A 14,163-nucleotide genomic window follows, 5' to 3' on the forward strand; every position below is an offset into this window, starting at 1 on the left:
TAAAATTCGTCAATACGGCATGCGACGGTTGATGTCAGAGCGGCCAGATGAAGGGGATGATCGCCGATGCCAGCAGCCCGACGCTCAGGTTCAGCGGAATGCCAGCGCGCAGAAAGTCGGTGAACCGATATCCGCCGGGACCATAGACCAGCATATTGGTCTGATATCCGATCGGCGTGGCGAAGCTGGCGGAGGCCGCGACCATCACGGCAACGACCAGCGGTCGAGGGTCGATACCGATGGCACCCGCCAATCCGATGGCGATGGGTGTGACAACAACGGCAACGGCATTGTTTGAAACAAGCTCCGTCAACACGGATGTCAGCAAATAGATCGCCCATACAATGAGGAAGGGTGGCAGAACGCCAAGGGATGGCGCGATGGCCTCCACGATAAGCCTCACCGCGCCCGAGGCTTCCAGCGCCGCTCCGATCGCGAGCATGGAAAAGATCAGCGTGAGAAGGCGGCCGTCCACGAAGGAAAACGCCTCATCCGCGTCGATGCAGCGGGTCACCAGAACCAGCGAAACCGCCAGCACCGCGAGGAATAGGATCGGCGCCACACCCAGCGCCGCGAGCCCCACGATACCCAGCAATGCCGCCACGGCGACAGGGGCGTGGCTGCGCCGAAAGGCGCGTGCCGAGGGTTGGGACACGTCGACCAGATCCATCTCGGTCGCCAGACGCTGGATATCCGCCGGCGCGCCTTCCAGCAGCAGCGTATCCCCGACCCGCACGATCAGATCGTCAAGCTGCCGACCGATATTCTGATTTCGACGATGCGCCGCGATGACATAGACGCCGAAACGACGGCGCAGCCGCATCGATCCCAGCGACCGGCCGACCATCTTGCAGCCCGGCGTGATCAGAACCTCGACCGTCGACGTCTCAACCGCCGAGACCTGATCGACCCGCTTCAGCGACTTGTCGCGCTGCAGGCTCAAGAGCTCGGTCATCTGCGTGCGCAGCACGACCCGGTCCCCGACCTGTAGGGCCACGCCTTTCAGGTTGCGCCGCAACGAGGCATCGCCCCGGATCACGTCGATCAGGCGTACGCCTTCGCGTTTGAACAATTGCACGCCCGTCACCTCACGCCCGATCAGATTGCTTTCGGGCGGAATGACCGCCTCGGTGAAGAACTTCATCCGCGACTTGTCACTCAAGAGATCGGCCATGCTGTCACGGTCAGGTAAAAGACGCGGGCCGATGAAGCGCAGATAGATCATGCCCCAGGTCACCAGGATCAGGCCCAGCGGGGTCACCTCGAAGATCGAGAACGGCTCAAGCCCCTGGGTGCGCGCAACGCCGTCCACCAAGAGGTTGGTGGACGTTCCGATCAGCGTCAGCGTGCCGCCAAGAATGGCCGCATAGCTCAGCGGGATCAGCAATTTGCTCGCCGACACGCCCAGAACCTTGGCCAGTTGGATAAAGACGGGGATCATCACGACAACAACCGGCGTGTTCGACACGACGGCGGATGCGCCGATGACAAAAAGCATCAAAAGCCCGATGGCGACCTTTGGATTGGTGCTGGCCTGCCGCTCTGCCAGGCTGGTGAAGGCCTCCAGGGCGCCCGTTCGGACCAGCCCCCCCATGATGATGAACATCGCCGCGATGGTCCAAGGCGCTGGGTTGGACAAAACATCGAGTGCGGCCTCGTAGGGCAGCACGCCGAGGACCAGCATCAGGGACACGCCCGCGATGGCCACCACTTCGGTTGGGAAAACCTCGCGCAGGAACAAAACGAACATGCCGGCGACAACGCAAAGCGTGACGATCGCACTGCCCGTTTCCGAGAATTGGAGAAACTGCATATGTCGCCGTGCGCCGCCTGTCCTATCCTTTGGCCCGGCTGGCAGTGTCGCCGATTGCGCCCTTGGCAGCAAGCGCGTCTTGCTGACGCGGCTGGACAAGAAAGACGCCGGACAACACCAAGGCGAGCGCTGCCCAGATATAGGGCGAATAGCTTTCGCCCAGTATCAGCATCGCCCAGCAGACCCCAAAGCCCGTCACCAGATAGCTGACCTGAACCGCGAAAACCGGACCCGCACGCCCCACCAGCCAAACGTATCCCGTGTAGACGAGGACATGCACCGTGGAAGACGCCGCCAAGGCCCATTCCGGCGCGGTCCAGACAATCGCGAGCGAGAAAAGCTGCCCGCTGCCAAGCGCCAGGGGGAGCGCGATCAGCGCGCCGATCACGGACGCGCCAAAGAGAACCTGGACCGGGTCCAGCCCCTCGGTACCCCACTTGGCCACGTAATTCCCCTCGAACGCGTAAAAGAAGGGCGCCACCAATGCGACAGGGATCCAGGCCAGCATCGCGGCTTCGGGCAGGCTCGCCTCGGGCAGAACCAGAAGCATGACACCGGAAAGCCCCGCCATCAGACCGGCGAAACGCCGCCAGTTGAACCGCTCAAGCCCAAGCCCCAAGGCCATCGGAAAGGCGATCATCGGAATCAGCGAAAGCAAGATTGACACCACCCCCGAGGGCAGATGCGCAATGGCCTGAAACGATGTGGAGTTCGGGATCACGGTGCCGATCAACGCGATGATGACATAGACTTTCAGCGCACGGGGGTGAAATGGCGCCCCCTTCCCGCGAACGGCAGAGATCGCCGCCATAAGCACGGATCCGATCACCAACTGCCAGAATATCAGCCCGAAATGCTGATAGCCCGTGCTCACAGCTATTTTCGACAGCGGCTGGGTGATCCCCCACCCCGCCCCCAGAAGGACAAGGACGCCGGTATAAAAGACAAGGGCCTGCCGGGTCATGGGCGGGCGTCTTCAAGCCGTCCGCCGATACGGATCATGCGCACCCTCTGGGCAAGGCCGGTCCTGTCATCGGTTTCGACATAGACACCTGACAACGTGGCCTCGCCCAAGGCCGGGGTAAAGCGCCCTTTCGGCATGCCGGTCACAAAACGTCTTAGCGGCTCCGCCTTGTCCATGCCGATCACTGAATTGTAATCTCCGCACATGCCGGCATCTGTCAGATAGGCCGTCCCGCGCGGCAGGATCTGCGCATCGGCGGTGGGAACATGGGTGTGGGTTCCAACGGCAAGGCTGACACGCCCGTCACAATAATGGCCCAGCGCCATTTTTTCGGAAGTCGCTTCGCAATGGATGTCCATGATGATGGCCTGCGCCTGCCCTCCCGGAGGATGCGCCTTCAGCACCGGTTCGATTGCGGAGAACGGATCATCGAAGGGGCGCTTCATGAACACCTGGCCCAGCACTTGCAGCACCAGCACCTTGCGCCCCCCCGGGGCCGTAAACAGACGATAGCCCTTGCCCGGCGCCCCTTTTGCAAAGTTGAGCGGACGGATGATCCGGGGCTCCGTTTCAATGAATTGCAACATGTCCTTTTGGTCAAAGGCATGATCGCCAAGCGTGACGCAATCGGCGCCCGCCTCCAGCAACGCCTTGGCATGATCGCCGGACAGCCCCATGCCGGATGTCGCGTTTTCGCCATTTACCACCACGAAGTCGAGCGACCAGTCGTTGCGCAAACGCGGCAGGTGTTCCGAGATGGCCGCACGCCCCGCGCGCCCCATCACATCTCCCAGGAAAAGACATTTCATGCGAGGGTCTTAGGGCGGAGACACCCCGCCGACAAGGGGCACAAGGTCGGAGTTTCACCCGGAACAGCACCGCTGGGCATCAGCGAAGCGGCGCAAGGTCAAGCACGCCCCGCTCGGTGACGATCATGTCGAGCATTTGGTCGGTCGGCTCTTTCGGAAGGTCTTCGGCCTCTTGGGCGGCAAAGGCAAAGCCGATTGCAAGCGTGCCGCGCCTGGTTCGCAATTCCTCAAGCGTGCGATCATAAAAGCCTCCACCATAGCCAAGCCGTCCACCCTGCCGATCAAAGGCCACCAGCGGAACGATCAGGATCTCCGGCTCAAAAAGAACCTCCCGCGCAGGCACCATCGCCTTGAATGGACCTTCGACCATGTCGCATCCCGGTTCCCAGCGCGAGAACACAAGCGGCTGTCCCTTGCCGCGGATGACCGGCACCCCCACCGGGCCGTGCGCCGCCGCTTCGGCCATCGCGGGCCGCGGATCAATCTCGCTGTTGATGGGCATATATCCGGACAACGGGACCCCGCGATAGCCGGCCAACACCTCTGACAAGGCGCCTGCCGCACCGGGACCTGCCGTTTCAAACGCCGCCTTGCGTCGGGCAAATGCATGCTTGCGGGCCTCGACCTTGGCCGTTGCCAAGTCGCTCATAGCAACATGACCGAGGCAAGGCCCAGAAACGCGAAAAAGCCCACCACGTCCGTCACCGTGGTGACAAATGCGCCCGAGGCAAGCGCCGGGTCAACGCCAAGTTTCTCAAGCCCCACGGGAATGACCGTCCCGGCAAGGCCCGCAACGACCAGATTGACCACCATCGCCACCGCGATCACATATCCCAGCAAGGGAGAGCCGAACCAGATCAGCCCGACCACCCCCATGACCACCGCAAAGATGAGACCGTTGAGAAGGCCAACCAAAACCTCGCGCCGTATGACCCGCCAGACATTTGACCCGGTCAGGTCTTTCGTCGCGATCGCCCGCACCGCCACGGTCAGCGATTGCGTGCCCGCGTTTCCGCCCATCGACGCCACGATCGGCATCAGCACCGCCAGCGCCACGAATTGCGTGATGATCTGGTCGAATTGCGCAATCACCAAAGAGGCCAGGATCGACGTCACGAGGTTCACCGCAAGCCATGGAAACCGCCGCTTGGTCGTGTCCATCACCTTGTCCGAAAGGCTCCCCTCGCCCACACCGGCAAGCCGCAGGATGTCTTCCTCATGCTCTTCGTCCAGCACGGCCATGGCATCGTCGATTGTAATCACGCCGACAAGCCGTCCTTCTTCGTCAACAACCGGAGCGGAAATCAGGTGGTACTGATTGAAGGCATAGGCAACGTCGCCTTCGTCCTGGGTAACGGGGATCAACTGGAAGACGTCTTCGATCAGGGACGTCAGCTTGACCTCGCGCGCCGACCCCATCAACCGGCCCAGCGTCACATTGCCGACGGGATGCAGGCGCGGATCGACGAGAACGATGTGATAAAACTGTTCCGGCAGGTGGTCTGAGCCTCTCAGATAGTCGATGGCCTCGCCTACCGTCCAATGTTCGGGCGCCATGACGACCTCCCGCTGCATCAGACGACCGGCCGAGAATTCCGGGTAAGACAGGGCCTGCTCAACAGCGGCCCGATCCGAATCTTCCAGCGCCTCCAGAATGGCTTCCTGCTGCGGCTCATCCAGATCTTCGACAAGATCGACAACATCGTCGCTGTCGAGGTCGCGCACCGCGTCGGCAAGCACTTGCGGGGACAGAACGCCGATCACCTCTTCCCGCAGGCTTTCATCGAGTTCCGACAGGATTTCACCATCGAACTCGCGCCCGTAAAGCCTGATCAGGCGCGCGCGGTCAAAGGCATTCACCTGTTCAAGAAGGTCGGCAATGTCCGCCGCGTGCAGCGGCTCCATCAATTCCGTCAGCTTGTCACGGTCATCGACGTCAACAGCATAGAGGATTGCCGCGACATTTTTCCTGTCCAGCTCGTATCCCCGTTCATCCATGGCAAGCTCGCTCTGAGTGGCGTTCGTGTCGTCGCTCATGATCTGACCCCCGTGATCTGGCCGCAACGTAAAGGATGCGGATGTCGGTTCACAATGACCCTCACGTCATTTACCAGAAGAAAGTCAGTTATTTAGTCCATGTGCCTCCGCCAAAACCAAGGGATGATCCTCATGACCGACACACGTATCATCACGGGGCACGTTCTCTCCTTTATGCAGTCCCCGTTTCAGACAGACCCGGCAGAGGCTGTCCGGATCCACGATGCTGTGGCGGTCGAAGACGGCCACATCGCAGCGCTGGGAACAGAAGAGACGCTGCGCGCCTCTTATCCGCGCGCACGACTGGATCGCCACAAGGGCAAGGTCATCCTGCCGGGATTTGTCGATGCGCATGTGCATTATCCTCAGACCGCAATCATCGCGAGTTGGGGAAAGCGGCTGATCGACTGGCTCAACACCTACACCTTCCCCGAAGAGATCCGGCTCTCCGATCCGGAATATGCCGCCGAGATTGCGCAGCGCTATCTTGATCTGGCCCTGTCCAACGGCACCACAACGATGTGCAGCTTTGCGACGTCATCGCCGGCCAGTGTGCCCGCGTTCTTCGAGGCCGCCCAGGCGCTGGGGGTGCGTGTGGTCGCTGGGAAGACCTGCATGGACCGAAACGCGCCCGACGCGCTCTGCGATACGGCGCAGAGCGCGTATGAGGACAGCAAGGCGCTCATAGAACGCTGGCACGACACAGGCCGGATCGGCTATGCCATCACGCCGCGCTTTTCCCCCACATCAACGCCTGCACAGCTCGAAGCGCTTGGCGCGCTCTGGCGGGAACATCCGGACTGCCTGATGCAAACCCATCTGAGCGAGCAAACGGACGAGATCGCCTGGATGCGCAGCCTCTTTCCTGACGCGCGTGACTATCTCGACACCTATGAAAAATTCGGTCTTGTCGGGTCGCGCGGCCTTTACGGCCATGCCATTCACCTTGAGCCGCGCGAACGTGACCGCCTTCGGGAGGTCGGGGCGGCTCTTGTCCATTGCCCCACATCAAACTGCTTCATCGGCTCCGGTCTTTTCGACATGTCCGGACTGATGGCCGAAGGTCAGCGGATTGGTCTGGCCACTGATACAGGCGGCGGGTCGTCGTTTTCGATGCTCCGGACCATGGCTGCGGCCTATGAAATCGCCCAGCTTCGCGGAACCGCGCTGCATCCGGCCCAACTGCTTTGGCTCGCGACCTGCGGGTCGGCCGAATCTCTGCATCTTGGCGATCGGATCGGTCGGATCGCTGTCGGGATGGAGGCCGATCTGATTGCGATCGATCTGGCATCAACACCCGCAATCGCACAGCGGGCAGCGCGTGCGGGCGATCTTTGGGAGGCGATCTTTCCGACGATCATGATGGGCGATGATCGGGCCATTGCCGATGTCTGGATCAGTGGGACGCCACTCACCCGTCCAAAAGACGTTTGAGCAATCGGTTATGCCGCTCGATCACTCTGGGCAGATCAACGCGGGTCAAACGCCCTTCGGAGACGATCTGTTGCCCCTCGACGACAAGGTGTTTCACCTGGCGCGGTCCCGCCAGAACGAGGGCAGCGGGATCCCAGCTTCCGGCGCTCGCCACTCCGGTCACGTCCCAAATCGCGATATCGGCGCGCGCTCCTTCCTCGATGCGCCCGCAATCATCGCGGCCCAGCACTTCGGCCCCGCCGCGGGTGGCAAGCTCCAAAGCGGCGCGTGCTTTGAACGCTTCCCCGCCATGGACCACCCTTTGCAGGAACATGGCTTGTCGCGCCTCCTCAAGCACGTTCGCGCTGTCATTGCTTGCGGACCCGTCAACACCCAACCCGACATTGACACCTGCCTCACGCATCGCGTTGACAGGGGCAACCCCGCTGCCCAGGCGGCAATTGGAGCAGGGACAATGCGCCACTCCGGTTGCGCTCTCGGCAAAGAGCCTGATTTCCTGCGGATCTAGCTTTACACAATGGGCGTGCCAGACATCCGGCCCCGTCCAGCCAAGTTCTTCGGCATATTGCCCGGGGCGGCATCCGAACCGGGCCTCTGAATAGGCGATATCCTCGTCGTTTTCCGCAAGATGCGTGTGCAGAGCGACGCCCTTGTCCCGGGCAAGCAGCGCCGTATCCCGCATCAACTCCCGGCTTACGGAAAACGGAGAACACGGCGCCAAGCCCACACGACACATCGAACCAATCTCGGGATCATGGAACCCGTCGACGACCCGGATCATATCCTCCAGAACATCGGCCTCGCGTTCCACGAGGATGTCCGGGGGCAATCCCCCCTTGCTCTCGCCGATGCTCATCGCGCCCCGGGTCGGATGAAAGCGCAGTCCGATCTCGCTTGCAGCCTCGATCGTGTCTTCCAGTCGGGCGCCGTTTGGATAGAGGTAGAGATGATCGGATGACAGACTGCAGCCCGACAAGGCCAGTTCGGCCAACCCGGTGAGAGCAGAGACATGCATCTCTTCCGGCCCGAAGCGCGCCCAGATCGGGTAAAGGCACTTGAGCCAGTCAAAAAGGGCCGCATCCTGAGCACCGGGCACGGCCCGCGTCAGCGTCTGGAACAGGTGGTGATGTGTATTGACCAGACCGGGCGTGACCACGCAGCCCCGCGCATCAATCTGATCCCCGTCCCCGTCGAGAAAGCGCCCGATCTCTATAATCTGCCCGTCCCGAACACGGATATCCGCCCCGCGAAGCTCCCGGCGGGTGTCGTCCATGGTCAAAACGACATCGGCGTTTCGAATGAAAAGATCCATGATCCTTGATCTAGCCGGACTGTCGGATGGCCGGAACGCCGCCAAGCAACCGTGCACCGTTCAATTTGACGACCATCTGTCTCATATTGTTTTGCCCGTCTCAGGTCTGGTCATAGGTCTTCAATATGTCCAGCACGGCCTGATGAAGGTCCGCATTGGCCGCAGCAACCACCCGCCCGCCCAGATGCGCGGATCCACCAGACCAATTCGTGACACACCCTCCCGCCGCTTCGATCACGGCAATCGGCGCCTGTATGTCGTAAGCTTGCAAGCCGGCCTCGATCACCAGATCGATCTGCCCCGCGGCAAGAAGCGCATAAGCGTAGCAGTCCATCCCATAGCGTGTCAGTTTCACCTTGCCCCGCACCGCGTCGAAGGCCGCTTTCTCCGGGGATGAGCCAACTTCCGGAAAGGTAGTGAACAGGATTGCGTCCGACAGCTTGGTGGTCGCGCGGGTTGCCAGTTTTGCGCGATCCCCAGCACGTTCAAGCCATGCCTCCCCCCGCGCGCCGCAAAAACGCTCTCCGATATAAGGTTGGTCGATTACGCCAAGACGGGGGCCGTCTTCATCAGAAAGCGCGATCAAAACGCCCCAGGTCGGGGTCCCGCTGATAAAGGAACGTGTTCCATCAATGGGGTCAAGCACCCAGGTGCGCCCGCTTTCCCCGTCGAGTTGGCCGAATTCCTCTCCCCAGATGCCATCAAGCGGGCGATCATGACGAAGCACGTCACGCATGGCCGCCTCGGCTGCCCGATCAGCCTGCGTCACCGGATCGAAGCCGTTCGATGCCTTGTTTTCAGTCGCGAGACCGTTTTGTCGGAAGAACGGCAAAATGGCCGTTCTCGCTTCGTCAGCGAGACGACCGGCTATGTCCATATCTGAAGTCGCGTCGTCAGTCATGGCATCCACGTGCCATGACCATCTGGTCTATTCAACCTTATCAGGCGACGTCGCTGAGAACCCGCGCCAATTCAAACAGACGGCGGCGCTGATTTTCCGGAATGGCGTAGTAGGACCGCACCAGGTCAAGCGCTTCCTTGTCACCCATTAGGTCGGTTGGCACCATGGATGTTTGTTGGTCCGTGCTTTGCTCGTCTTCGAGACCTTCGAAGAAAAAGCTCACCTGTACGTCAAGCGCATCTGCGATGTCCCACAGGCGGGAGGCGCTGATCCGGTTCGCGCCGGTCTCGTACTTCTGGATCTGCTGGAACTTAATCCCCACATGCTCCGCCAATTGTTGCTGTGTCATCCCGATTAGCCACCGGCGATGACGCACACGTTTACCCACATGCACATCAACAGGATGGGTCATGGTAGGTCTCCTTCTCCATTTAAGTCTGGCATGCGCCCACCCACCGGGTCACAGAACCTTAGAAATCACAACCAAGAACGTCACCCCATGTTCTAGGCCATAATGGTGCCGCAAATACTAAGATCTTTTCGGTTGAATTCAAGCGTGATGACACCCTCATGGCGGGAAACTGGTTAACGCGGCACAAGTAGAGGTAAATGAAATCCCAACACAACGCACGGATGTATAATATATTTAGTATCGCCGCATAGCGCCCATGCTGTTTGACAGTTGAGGCAACTTGGACATTTATGAATTGAAAAACAAGGGCTTTGATATGCAGGCTTATCGTATTGACGCTGAAGGGCGTCTTCCATCGCTTCAGGATATTCCAAGACCCACGCCAGGTCCCGGACAACTGCGTCTTGCAATCCGGGCTTGCGGGCTGAACTTCGCCGATACGCTCATGGAGAAGGGCAAATATCAAGATATGCCCGCTTATCCCTTCACGATGGGAATGGAACTGGCCGGAATTGTGGATGCCGTCGGCGAATCAGTGACCGGGTTTGCCGAGGGCGACGCGGTTGCCGTCTTCGGCGGACAGGGCGGCCTTGCCGAGTACGGCGTTTTCGATGCGGAGCGCGCTGTTCTCATGCCCGATGGCATGAGCTTTGAACATGCGGCGGCCTTCCAAATCGCCTATGGGACCAGTCATGTCGCGCTTGAGCATTGCGCCAAACTTCAACCGGGGGAAACACTGGTTGTGCTTGGCGCGGCCGGTGGCGTCGGGTTGACGGCTGTGGAAATCGGTAAGCTGATGGGCGCGTGCGTGATCGCCTGTGCCCGTGGCGCCGAGAAGCTGGCAATCGCACAGGCTGCAGGTGCCGACATCCTGCTTGATACCGAGACCGACGATCTGCGCAAGCGCATCAAGCAGGAGGGTGGCGCCAACGTCGTATACGACGCCGTGGGGGGAGACGCATTCCGCGCGGCCTTTCGCGCCTGCCGGCCCGAGGCCCGCATTCTAGCGATCGGGTTTGCGAGCGGTGATGTGCCTCAGATCCCCGCCAATCACCTTCTGGTGAAAAACATTTCCGTTATCGGCTTTTACTGGGGCGGCTATTTGAAATTCAGGCCAAGTGTGATCACCGACAGCCTGGCCACGCTTATGAACTGGTACGCCGCCGGCCGGCTGAAACCGCATGTCAGCCATGTCCTGCCCCTTTCGCAGGTGGCTGATGGTCTGGATCTTCTGCGGGCGCGTAAATCAACCGGCAAGGTTGTGATCGTGCCCTGATCACACCGCCTTGAGCCGGACGGTGCTGATCCCCTTGAACGCTGTTCGCAACAAATCCGCCAACTCTCGCACGAGATGGTTGTTTTTCGCTTCGGCTCCGTAAAGGTTGATCATCTGCATCGGAAGCTCTGGCAGCGCACCACCGTGGTCAATGATTTGCAGATGCGGGGGCTCGGTCCCTTCGATCATGGCGTGAACCGCTAGATCTGCGCTCACGGTTGCCTCGATCGTTCGGTCTGACTCTGTCTCTACCACCATGTCCCAGGAGAAATCGGCCTTATCCAGCGCCTCGATCACCTTGGGTCGGAACGAACAATGCCGCCCGAAGGCGATCCGCAGGGGCCGCTGCCGCCAGGTAGAGCCGCCGGGAGCGCCGATCCAGCACAAAGGCCGCTCGGCCAATGTCTCGCACTCCGCGCTGCCAGCAAGTTCCGTGGTCAGGATCAGATCGCACTCTCCCTTGGCAAACTGTTCTTTCAGCCCCCGTGTGAATGAGGATACGAGGTGCACCTTCACCCTTGGGAAGGCGACGTGGAATTGCTGCAGCACGCGCGGGATCGACGGATAAACGATGTCGTGCGGAACACCGAGTATGATCTCTCCCTCATAGGCCTGATCGGTCAGGCGCCCGATGACTTCGTCGTTCAAAGCGACCATGCGCCGGGCATAGGCCAAAAGCTGTTCGCCGGAAGCGGTCAGCGCGATCGTGCGCCCGGACCGATCCAAAAGCTCCAGGCCCAACAACTCCTCCAACCTCTTCAACTGCATCGAAACGGCCGATTGCGTGAGATGAAGGAACCCCGCGGCCCGCGTCACCCCGCCTGAATCGGCGACAGCCACAAAAGAGCGAAGCGTCGTAATGTCCAGATTTCGCATTATCACAAATCCTGATGGATGACTGCACAAACATTCGTTTTGAAAATGAACCACAAGCTGACAAATATATCAAGGAAATTGATCGTACCCCAAAACGCCATCACATTTACGAAAGGATACTGTCATGGCCTTTATCTCTGCATCCCGCACCGCCCTGACCCATCGTCCCGCGCGCCGTCTCACCCTGGGCTACATCCTGAGCGTCTGGCGGCAGCGTCAAGATCTCAAGAGGCTGGACACCACCGCCCTGCGCGATATCGGCATCAGCAAAACCAAGGCGCAAGCCGAAGCTGCGCGACCGATCTGGGACGTTCCCGCAACCTGGCGGATGTAATCGCCTGCTTTTTCGTCTTGTCGCGGATCCCTGCGTCGTCCCGGACCGGCGCAGGGATTTGACGTGCATTTGAGGCGATAATCCCGACGGAAATACTTGAAAAGGCGCCTCATACAGCCGATATTTTAACGCGAAGGTGACCGGTATCCTCCGGCCGCCACAACAAGTCGTTTGATGGAGACCGTTAATGGCTGAATTCGACACAATCCGGACAGCGGCAGGCGCGCGCGCTGTACAGATTGATGAGGGGCTGCGCGCCCATATGAACAAAGTCTACGGCACGATGTCCGTGGGTATGCTGATCACCGCGCTGGCGGCTTGGGCCATTGCAGGCCTGGCGACAACGACAGATGCCTCGGTGGCGGCTGCGCAGTTGGGCAATGGCACAATGCTCACACAGCTTGGCGCCGCGCTTTACCTGTCGCCGCTGCGGTGGGTCGTGATGTTGCTGCCTCTGGCCTTTATCTTCTTCGGCTGGGGCGCGCTGATGCGCCGTGCACCCGCCGCTGGTGTGCAACTTGGCTTTTTCGTCTTCGCGATGGCCATCGGTCTTTCGCTGAGCTCGATCTTCATCGTCTTCACCAGCTTCTCGATCGCGCAGACCTTCATTGTGACGGCCATCGCCTTTGCGGGCCTGTCGCTCTGGGGCTACACGACGAAGAAAGACATCTCCGGCTGGGGATCGTTCCTCATCATGGGTGTGATCGGCCTGATCGTAGCGATGGTTGTAAACATCTTCCTGCAATCGCCGGCCATGATGTTCGCAATCTCTGCAATCGGTCTTTTGATCTTCGCGGCGCTGACGGCGTTCCACACGCAGGAGATCAAGAACACCTATATCGCCCATGCGAGCCACGGCGATCAGGAATGGATGGACAAAGCCGCCTATGACGGCGCGCTGAGCCTTTACATCAGCTTCCTGAACATGTTCCAGTTCCTGCTCATGTTCATGGGTCAGCAAGAATAACCCGATGAGGGTGAGTTAAGACAACAGGGCGGGTCGTGCGGACCCGCCCTTTTTTTGTCAGCACCTCTTTGCGACGATGACGCGGGCCTTTGCCTTCACTTGCCAGGCCACAAGTCTTGTCACGCTTCGGCTGATCAACATGCAGCGACGAACGGCTCATCCCGTTCGCCGAGACAAGCTCCACAATGAACCGACGCGGCTATGGCCGACACAAGCTTGCGCTTGAGACACGCGGCGCTGACATCACCGCAGCGCTTATGATCAATGGGCGTGGCGCTTGCCGGGATGCACCACAACGTAACCTGCCGGCAAGGACCCGGCACTGCGCGGCTCCTCCCCGATCCCGGTAAATCCGACGCCTTGCGGCAACGGCCCCAAAGGCCCCGGCGCGCAAGAGGCCGTAATCAGCATCAACAGACTGACTGACAGAATTCTGACCATGACATCTCCCCCAAGTGCAGACTAAGGCATCGTCGATGCACCCGGCAAGCGACGATGCATCCTGAGCGAAGGAAACGAGATTCCGTCGCCGAGCGGCACATCAATCGGACCTATCGTCTCAAATCCCATCGCGTGATAGAACGGCTCCGCGGTCCGTGTTGACCAGCATTCCATCGCGGACATGCCTGCCAAGCGGGCCGTATCAAGCGCATGCCCAATGATGGCACGGGCAACACCGCGGCGCAAAAACCGGTCGTCGCTGACAACATGGCGAATGTGGCCCAGTCCCCGCACCTTGCGATCCGATGTCCAGCCCCCGGCCCCGAGGATGCGTCCGTCGCGCGTCTCGGCCACGTAATAGGTCCCACATCCCATCAGCTCCGGTTGAGCCCGGCTGATGCGCGGCAGGGCGGTAACCAGAACGGAAGGCGGGTAGTCCGCTTTCAGCAATTTCGGATAAACCCGCGCCAGCAGAGCATCCACGGCAGCCATATCCGCTTGGGTAGACGGTCTGACCTGAAATTGCATACTTCTCCTCCACAAAAGAAAAAGGCCACGCGCTTGCGTGGCCCCTCATTCCTGGTCGG

At 60.3% G+C, this 14,163-nt stretch carries 15 protein-coding genes; 4 read left to right on the forward strand and 11 right to left on the reverse strand.

Translation table 11 applies throughout. The features are described from left to right. Positions 1 to 34: 34 nt before the first annotated feature. The 5 genes from CFI11_RS16880 to mgtE all read right to left on the reverse strand — a co-directional run bounded on the left by CFI11_RS16880 (position 35) and on the right by mgtE (position 5,623). On the reverse strand, positions 35 to 1,813 hold the full coding sequence (locus CFI11_RS16880; RefSeq protein ID WP_130408014.1) for an SLC13 family permease: 1,779 nt from the start codon (positions 1,811 to 1,813) through the stop codon (positions 35 to 37). Between the two features lie 22 nt (positions 1,814 to 1,835). Then, positions 1,836 to 2,777: a DMT family transporter gene (locus CFI11_RS16885; RefSeq protein ID WP_130408015.1), complete on the reverse strand. Its 942-nt coding sequence runs from the start codon at positions 2,775 to 2,777 to the stop codon at positions 1,836 to 1,838. Next, on the reverse strand, positions 2,774 to 3,586 hold the full coding sequence (locus tag CFI11_RS16890; RefSeq protein ID WP_130408016.1) for a TIGR00282 family metallophosphoesterase: 813 nt from the start codon (positions 3,584 to 3,586) through the stop codon (positions 2,774 to 2,776). Before CFI11_RS16890 ends, CFI11_RS16885 begins: the two co-directional genes overlap by 4 nt. A gap of 79 nt (positions 3,587 to 3,665) precedes the next feature. After that, positions 3,666 to 4,235 (reverse strand): 5-formyltetrahydrofolate cyclo-ligase, encoded by a 570-nt coding sequence (locus tag CFI11_RS16895; RefSeq protein WP_130408017.1) that lies wholly within the window; start codon positions 4,233 to 4,235, stop codon positions 3,666 to 3,668. Continuing rightward, the gene (gene mgtE, locus CFI11_RS16900; RefSeq protein WP_130408018.1) at positions 4,232 to 5,623 is read right to left on the reverse strand and encodes a magnesium transporter; all 1,392 of its coding nucleotides are present in this window, start codon (positions 5,621 to 5,623) and stop codon (positions 4,232 to 4,234) included. Before mgtE ends, CFI11_RS16895 begins: the two co-directional genes overlap by 4 nt. A gap of 132 nt (positions 5,624 to 5,755) precedes the next feature. On the opposite strand from mgtE, the gene guaD reads away from it, so the two are divergent. Continuing rightward, the gene (guaD, locus tag CFI11_RS16905) at positions 5,756 to 7,057 is read left to right on the forward strand and encodes a guanine deaminase (protein WP_130408019.1); all 1,302 of its coding nucleotides are present in this window, start codon (positions 5,756 to 5,758) and stop codon (positions 7,055 to 7,057) included. Here guaD and CFI11_RS16910 read toward each other — a convergent pair. From CFI11_RS16910 to CFI11_RS16920, 3 genes are all read right to left on the reverse strand, one after another. Then, a complete protein-coding gene (locus CFI11_RS16910) occupies positions 7,035 to 8,369 on the reverse strand; it encodes an 8-oxoguanine deaminase (RefSeq protein WP_371687443.1) in 1,335 nt (444 codons plus the stop codon). The genes guaD and CFI11_RS16910 overlap by 23 nt on opposite strands. 100 nt (positions 8,370 to 8,469) lie before the next feature. Then, on the reverse strand, positions 8,470 to 9,270 hold the full coding sequence (gene hisN, locus CFI11_RS16915) for a histidinol-phosphatase (protein WP_130408021.1): 801 nt from the start codon (positions 9,268 to 9,270) through the stop codon (positions 8,470 to 8,472). A gap of 40 nt (positions 9,271 to 9,310) precedes the next feature. Next, positions 9,311 to 9,682: a helix-turn-helix domain-containing protein gene (locus CFI11_RS16920; protein ID WP_130408023.1), complete on the reverse strand. Its 372-nt coding sequence runs from the start codon at positions 9,680 to 9,682 to the stop codon at positions 9,311 to 9,313. Positions 9,683 to 9,998: 316 nt separating this feature from the next. On the opposite strand from CFI11_RS16920, the gene CFI11_RS16925 reads away from it, so the two are divergent. Next, positions 9,999 to 10,958, forward strand: a complete 960-nt coding sequence (locus tag CFI11_RS16925; RefSeq protein WP_130408025.1) for an NADPH:quinone oxidoreductase family protein — start codon at positions 9,999 to 10,001, stop codon at positions 10,956 to 10,958. Here CFI11_RS16925 and CFI11_RS16930 read toward each other — a convergent pair whose 3' ends face one another. Then, positions 10,959 to 11,834 carry a LysR family transcriptional regulator gene (locus CFI11_RS16930; protein WP_130408027.1) on the reverse strand — a complete coding sequence of 292 codons (876 nt, stop codon included), beginning with the start codon at positions 11,832 to 11,834 and terminating at the stop codon, positions 10,959 to 10,961. Between the two features lie 124 nt (positions 11,835 to 11,958). On the opposite strand from CFI11_RS16930, the gene CFI11_RS16935 reads away from it, so the two are divergent. Continuing rightward, entirely contained in the window at positions 11,959 to 12,168 is a 210-nt protein-coding gene (locus CFI11_RS16935) for a DUF1127 domain-containing protein (RefSeq protein WP_130408029.1), read from the forward strand. A 187-nt stretch (positions 12,169 to 12,355) separates the two neighbouring features. Continuing rightward, positions 12,356 to 13,135 carry a Bax inhibitor-1/YccA family protein gene (locus tag CFI11_RS16940; protein WP_130408031.1) on the forward strand — a complete coding sequence of 260 codons (780 nt, stop codon included), beginning with the start codon at positions 12,356 to 12,358 and terminating at the stop codon, positions 13,133 to 13,135. Between the two features lie 261 nt (positions 13,136 to 13,396). Here the strand turns inward: CFI11_RS16940 and CFI11_RS16945 are convergent, their stop codons facing one another. Beyond that, positions 13,397 to 13,576 carry a hypothetical protein gene (locus tag CFI11_RS16945; protein WP_130408033.1) on the reverse strand — a complete coding sequence of 60 codons (180 nt, stop codon included), beginning with the start codon at positions 13,574 to 13,576 and terminating at the stop codon, positions 13,397 to 13,399. Positions 13,577 to 13,597: 21 nt separating this feature from the next. After that, the gene (locus CFI11_RS16950; protein ID WP_130408035.1) at positions 13,598 to 14,104 is read right to left on the reverse strand and encodes a GNAT family N-acetyltransferase; all 507 of its coding nucleotides are present in this window, start codon (positions 14,102 to 14,104) and stop codon (positions 13,598 to 13,600) included. Positions 14,105 to 14,163 lie beyond the last annotated feature (59 nt).

The sequence above is a fragment of the Thalassococcus sp. S3 genome (assembly GCF_004216475.1).
Taxonomy (GTDB): domain Bacteria; phylum Pseudomonadota; class Alphaproteobacteria; order Rhodobacterales; family Rhodobacteraceae.

Coding starts and splice junctions, on each gene's coding strand:
- CFI11_RS16945 (WP_130408033.1), bottom strand. CDS start 13,576: ATGGTCAGAATTCTGTCAGTCAGTCTGTTGATGCTGATTACGGCCTCT.
- hisN (WP_130408021.1), bottom strand. CDS start 9,270: ATGACTGACGACGCGACTTCAGATATGGACATAGCCGGTCGTCTCGCT.
- CFI11_RS16930 (WP_130408027.1), bottom strand. CDS start 11,834: ATGCGAAATCTGGACATTACGACGCTTCGCTCTTTTGTGGCTGTCGCC.
- CFI11_RS16890 (WP_130408016.1), bottom strand. CDS start 3,586: ATGAAATGTCTTTTCCTGGGAGATGTGATGGGGCGCGCGGGGCGTGCG.
- CFI11_RS16880 (WP_130408014.1), bottom strand. CDS start 1,813: ATGCAGTTTCTCCAATTCTCGGAAACGGGCAGTGCGATCGTCACGCTT.
- CFI11_RS16940 (WP_130408031.1), top strand. CDS start 12,356: ATGGCTGAATTCGACACAATCCGGACAGCGGCAGGCGCGCGCGCTGTA.
- mgtE (WP_130408018.1), bottom strand. CDS start 5,623: ATGAGCGACGACACGAACGCCACTCAGAGCGAGCTTGCCATGGATGAA.
- CFI11_RS16910 (WP_371687443.1), bottom strand. CDS start 8,369: ATGGATCTTTTCATTCGAAACGCCGATGTCGTTTTGACCATGGACGAC.
- guaD (WP_130408019.1), top strand. CDS start 5,756: ATGACCGACACACGTATCATCACGGGGCACGTTCTCTCCTTTATGCAG.
- CFI11_RS16895 (WP_130408017.1), bottom strand. CDS start 4,235: ATGAGCGACTTGGCAACGGCCAAGGTCGAGGCCCGCAAGCATGCATTT.
- CFI11_RS16950 (WP_130408035.1), bottom strand. CDS start 14,104: ATGCAATTTCAGGTCAGACCGTCTACCCAAGCGGATATGGCTGCCGTG.
- CFI11_RS16935 (WP_130408029.1), top strand. CDS start 11,959: ATGGCCTTTATCTCTGCATCCCGCACCGCCCTGACCCATCGTCCCGCG.
- CFI11_RS16885 (WP_130408015.1), bottom strand. CDS start 2,777: ATGACCCGGCAGGCCCTTGTCTTTTATACCGGCGTCCTTGTCCTTCTG.
- CFI11_RS16925 (WP_130408025.1), top strand. CDS start 9,999: ATGCAGGCTTATCGTATTGACGCTGAAGGGCGTCTTCCATCGCTTCAG.
- CFI11_RS16920 (WP_130408023.1), bottom strand. CDS start 9,682: ATGACCCATCCTGTTGATGTGCATGTGGGTAAACGTGTGCGTCATCGC.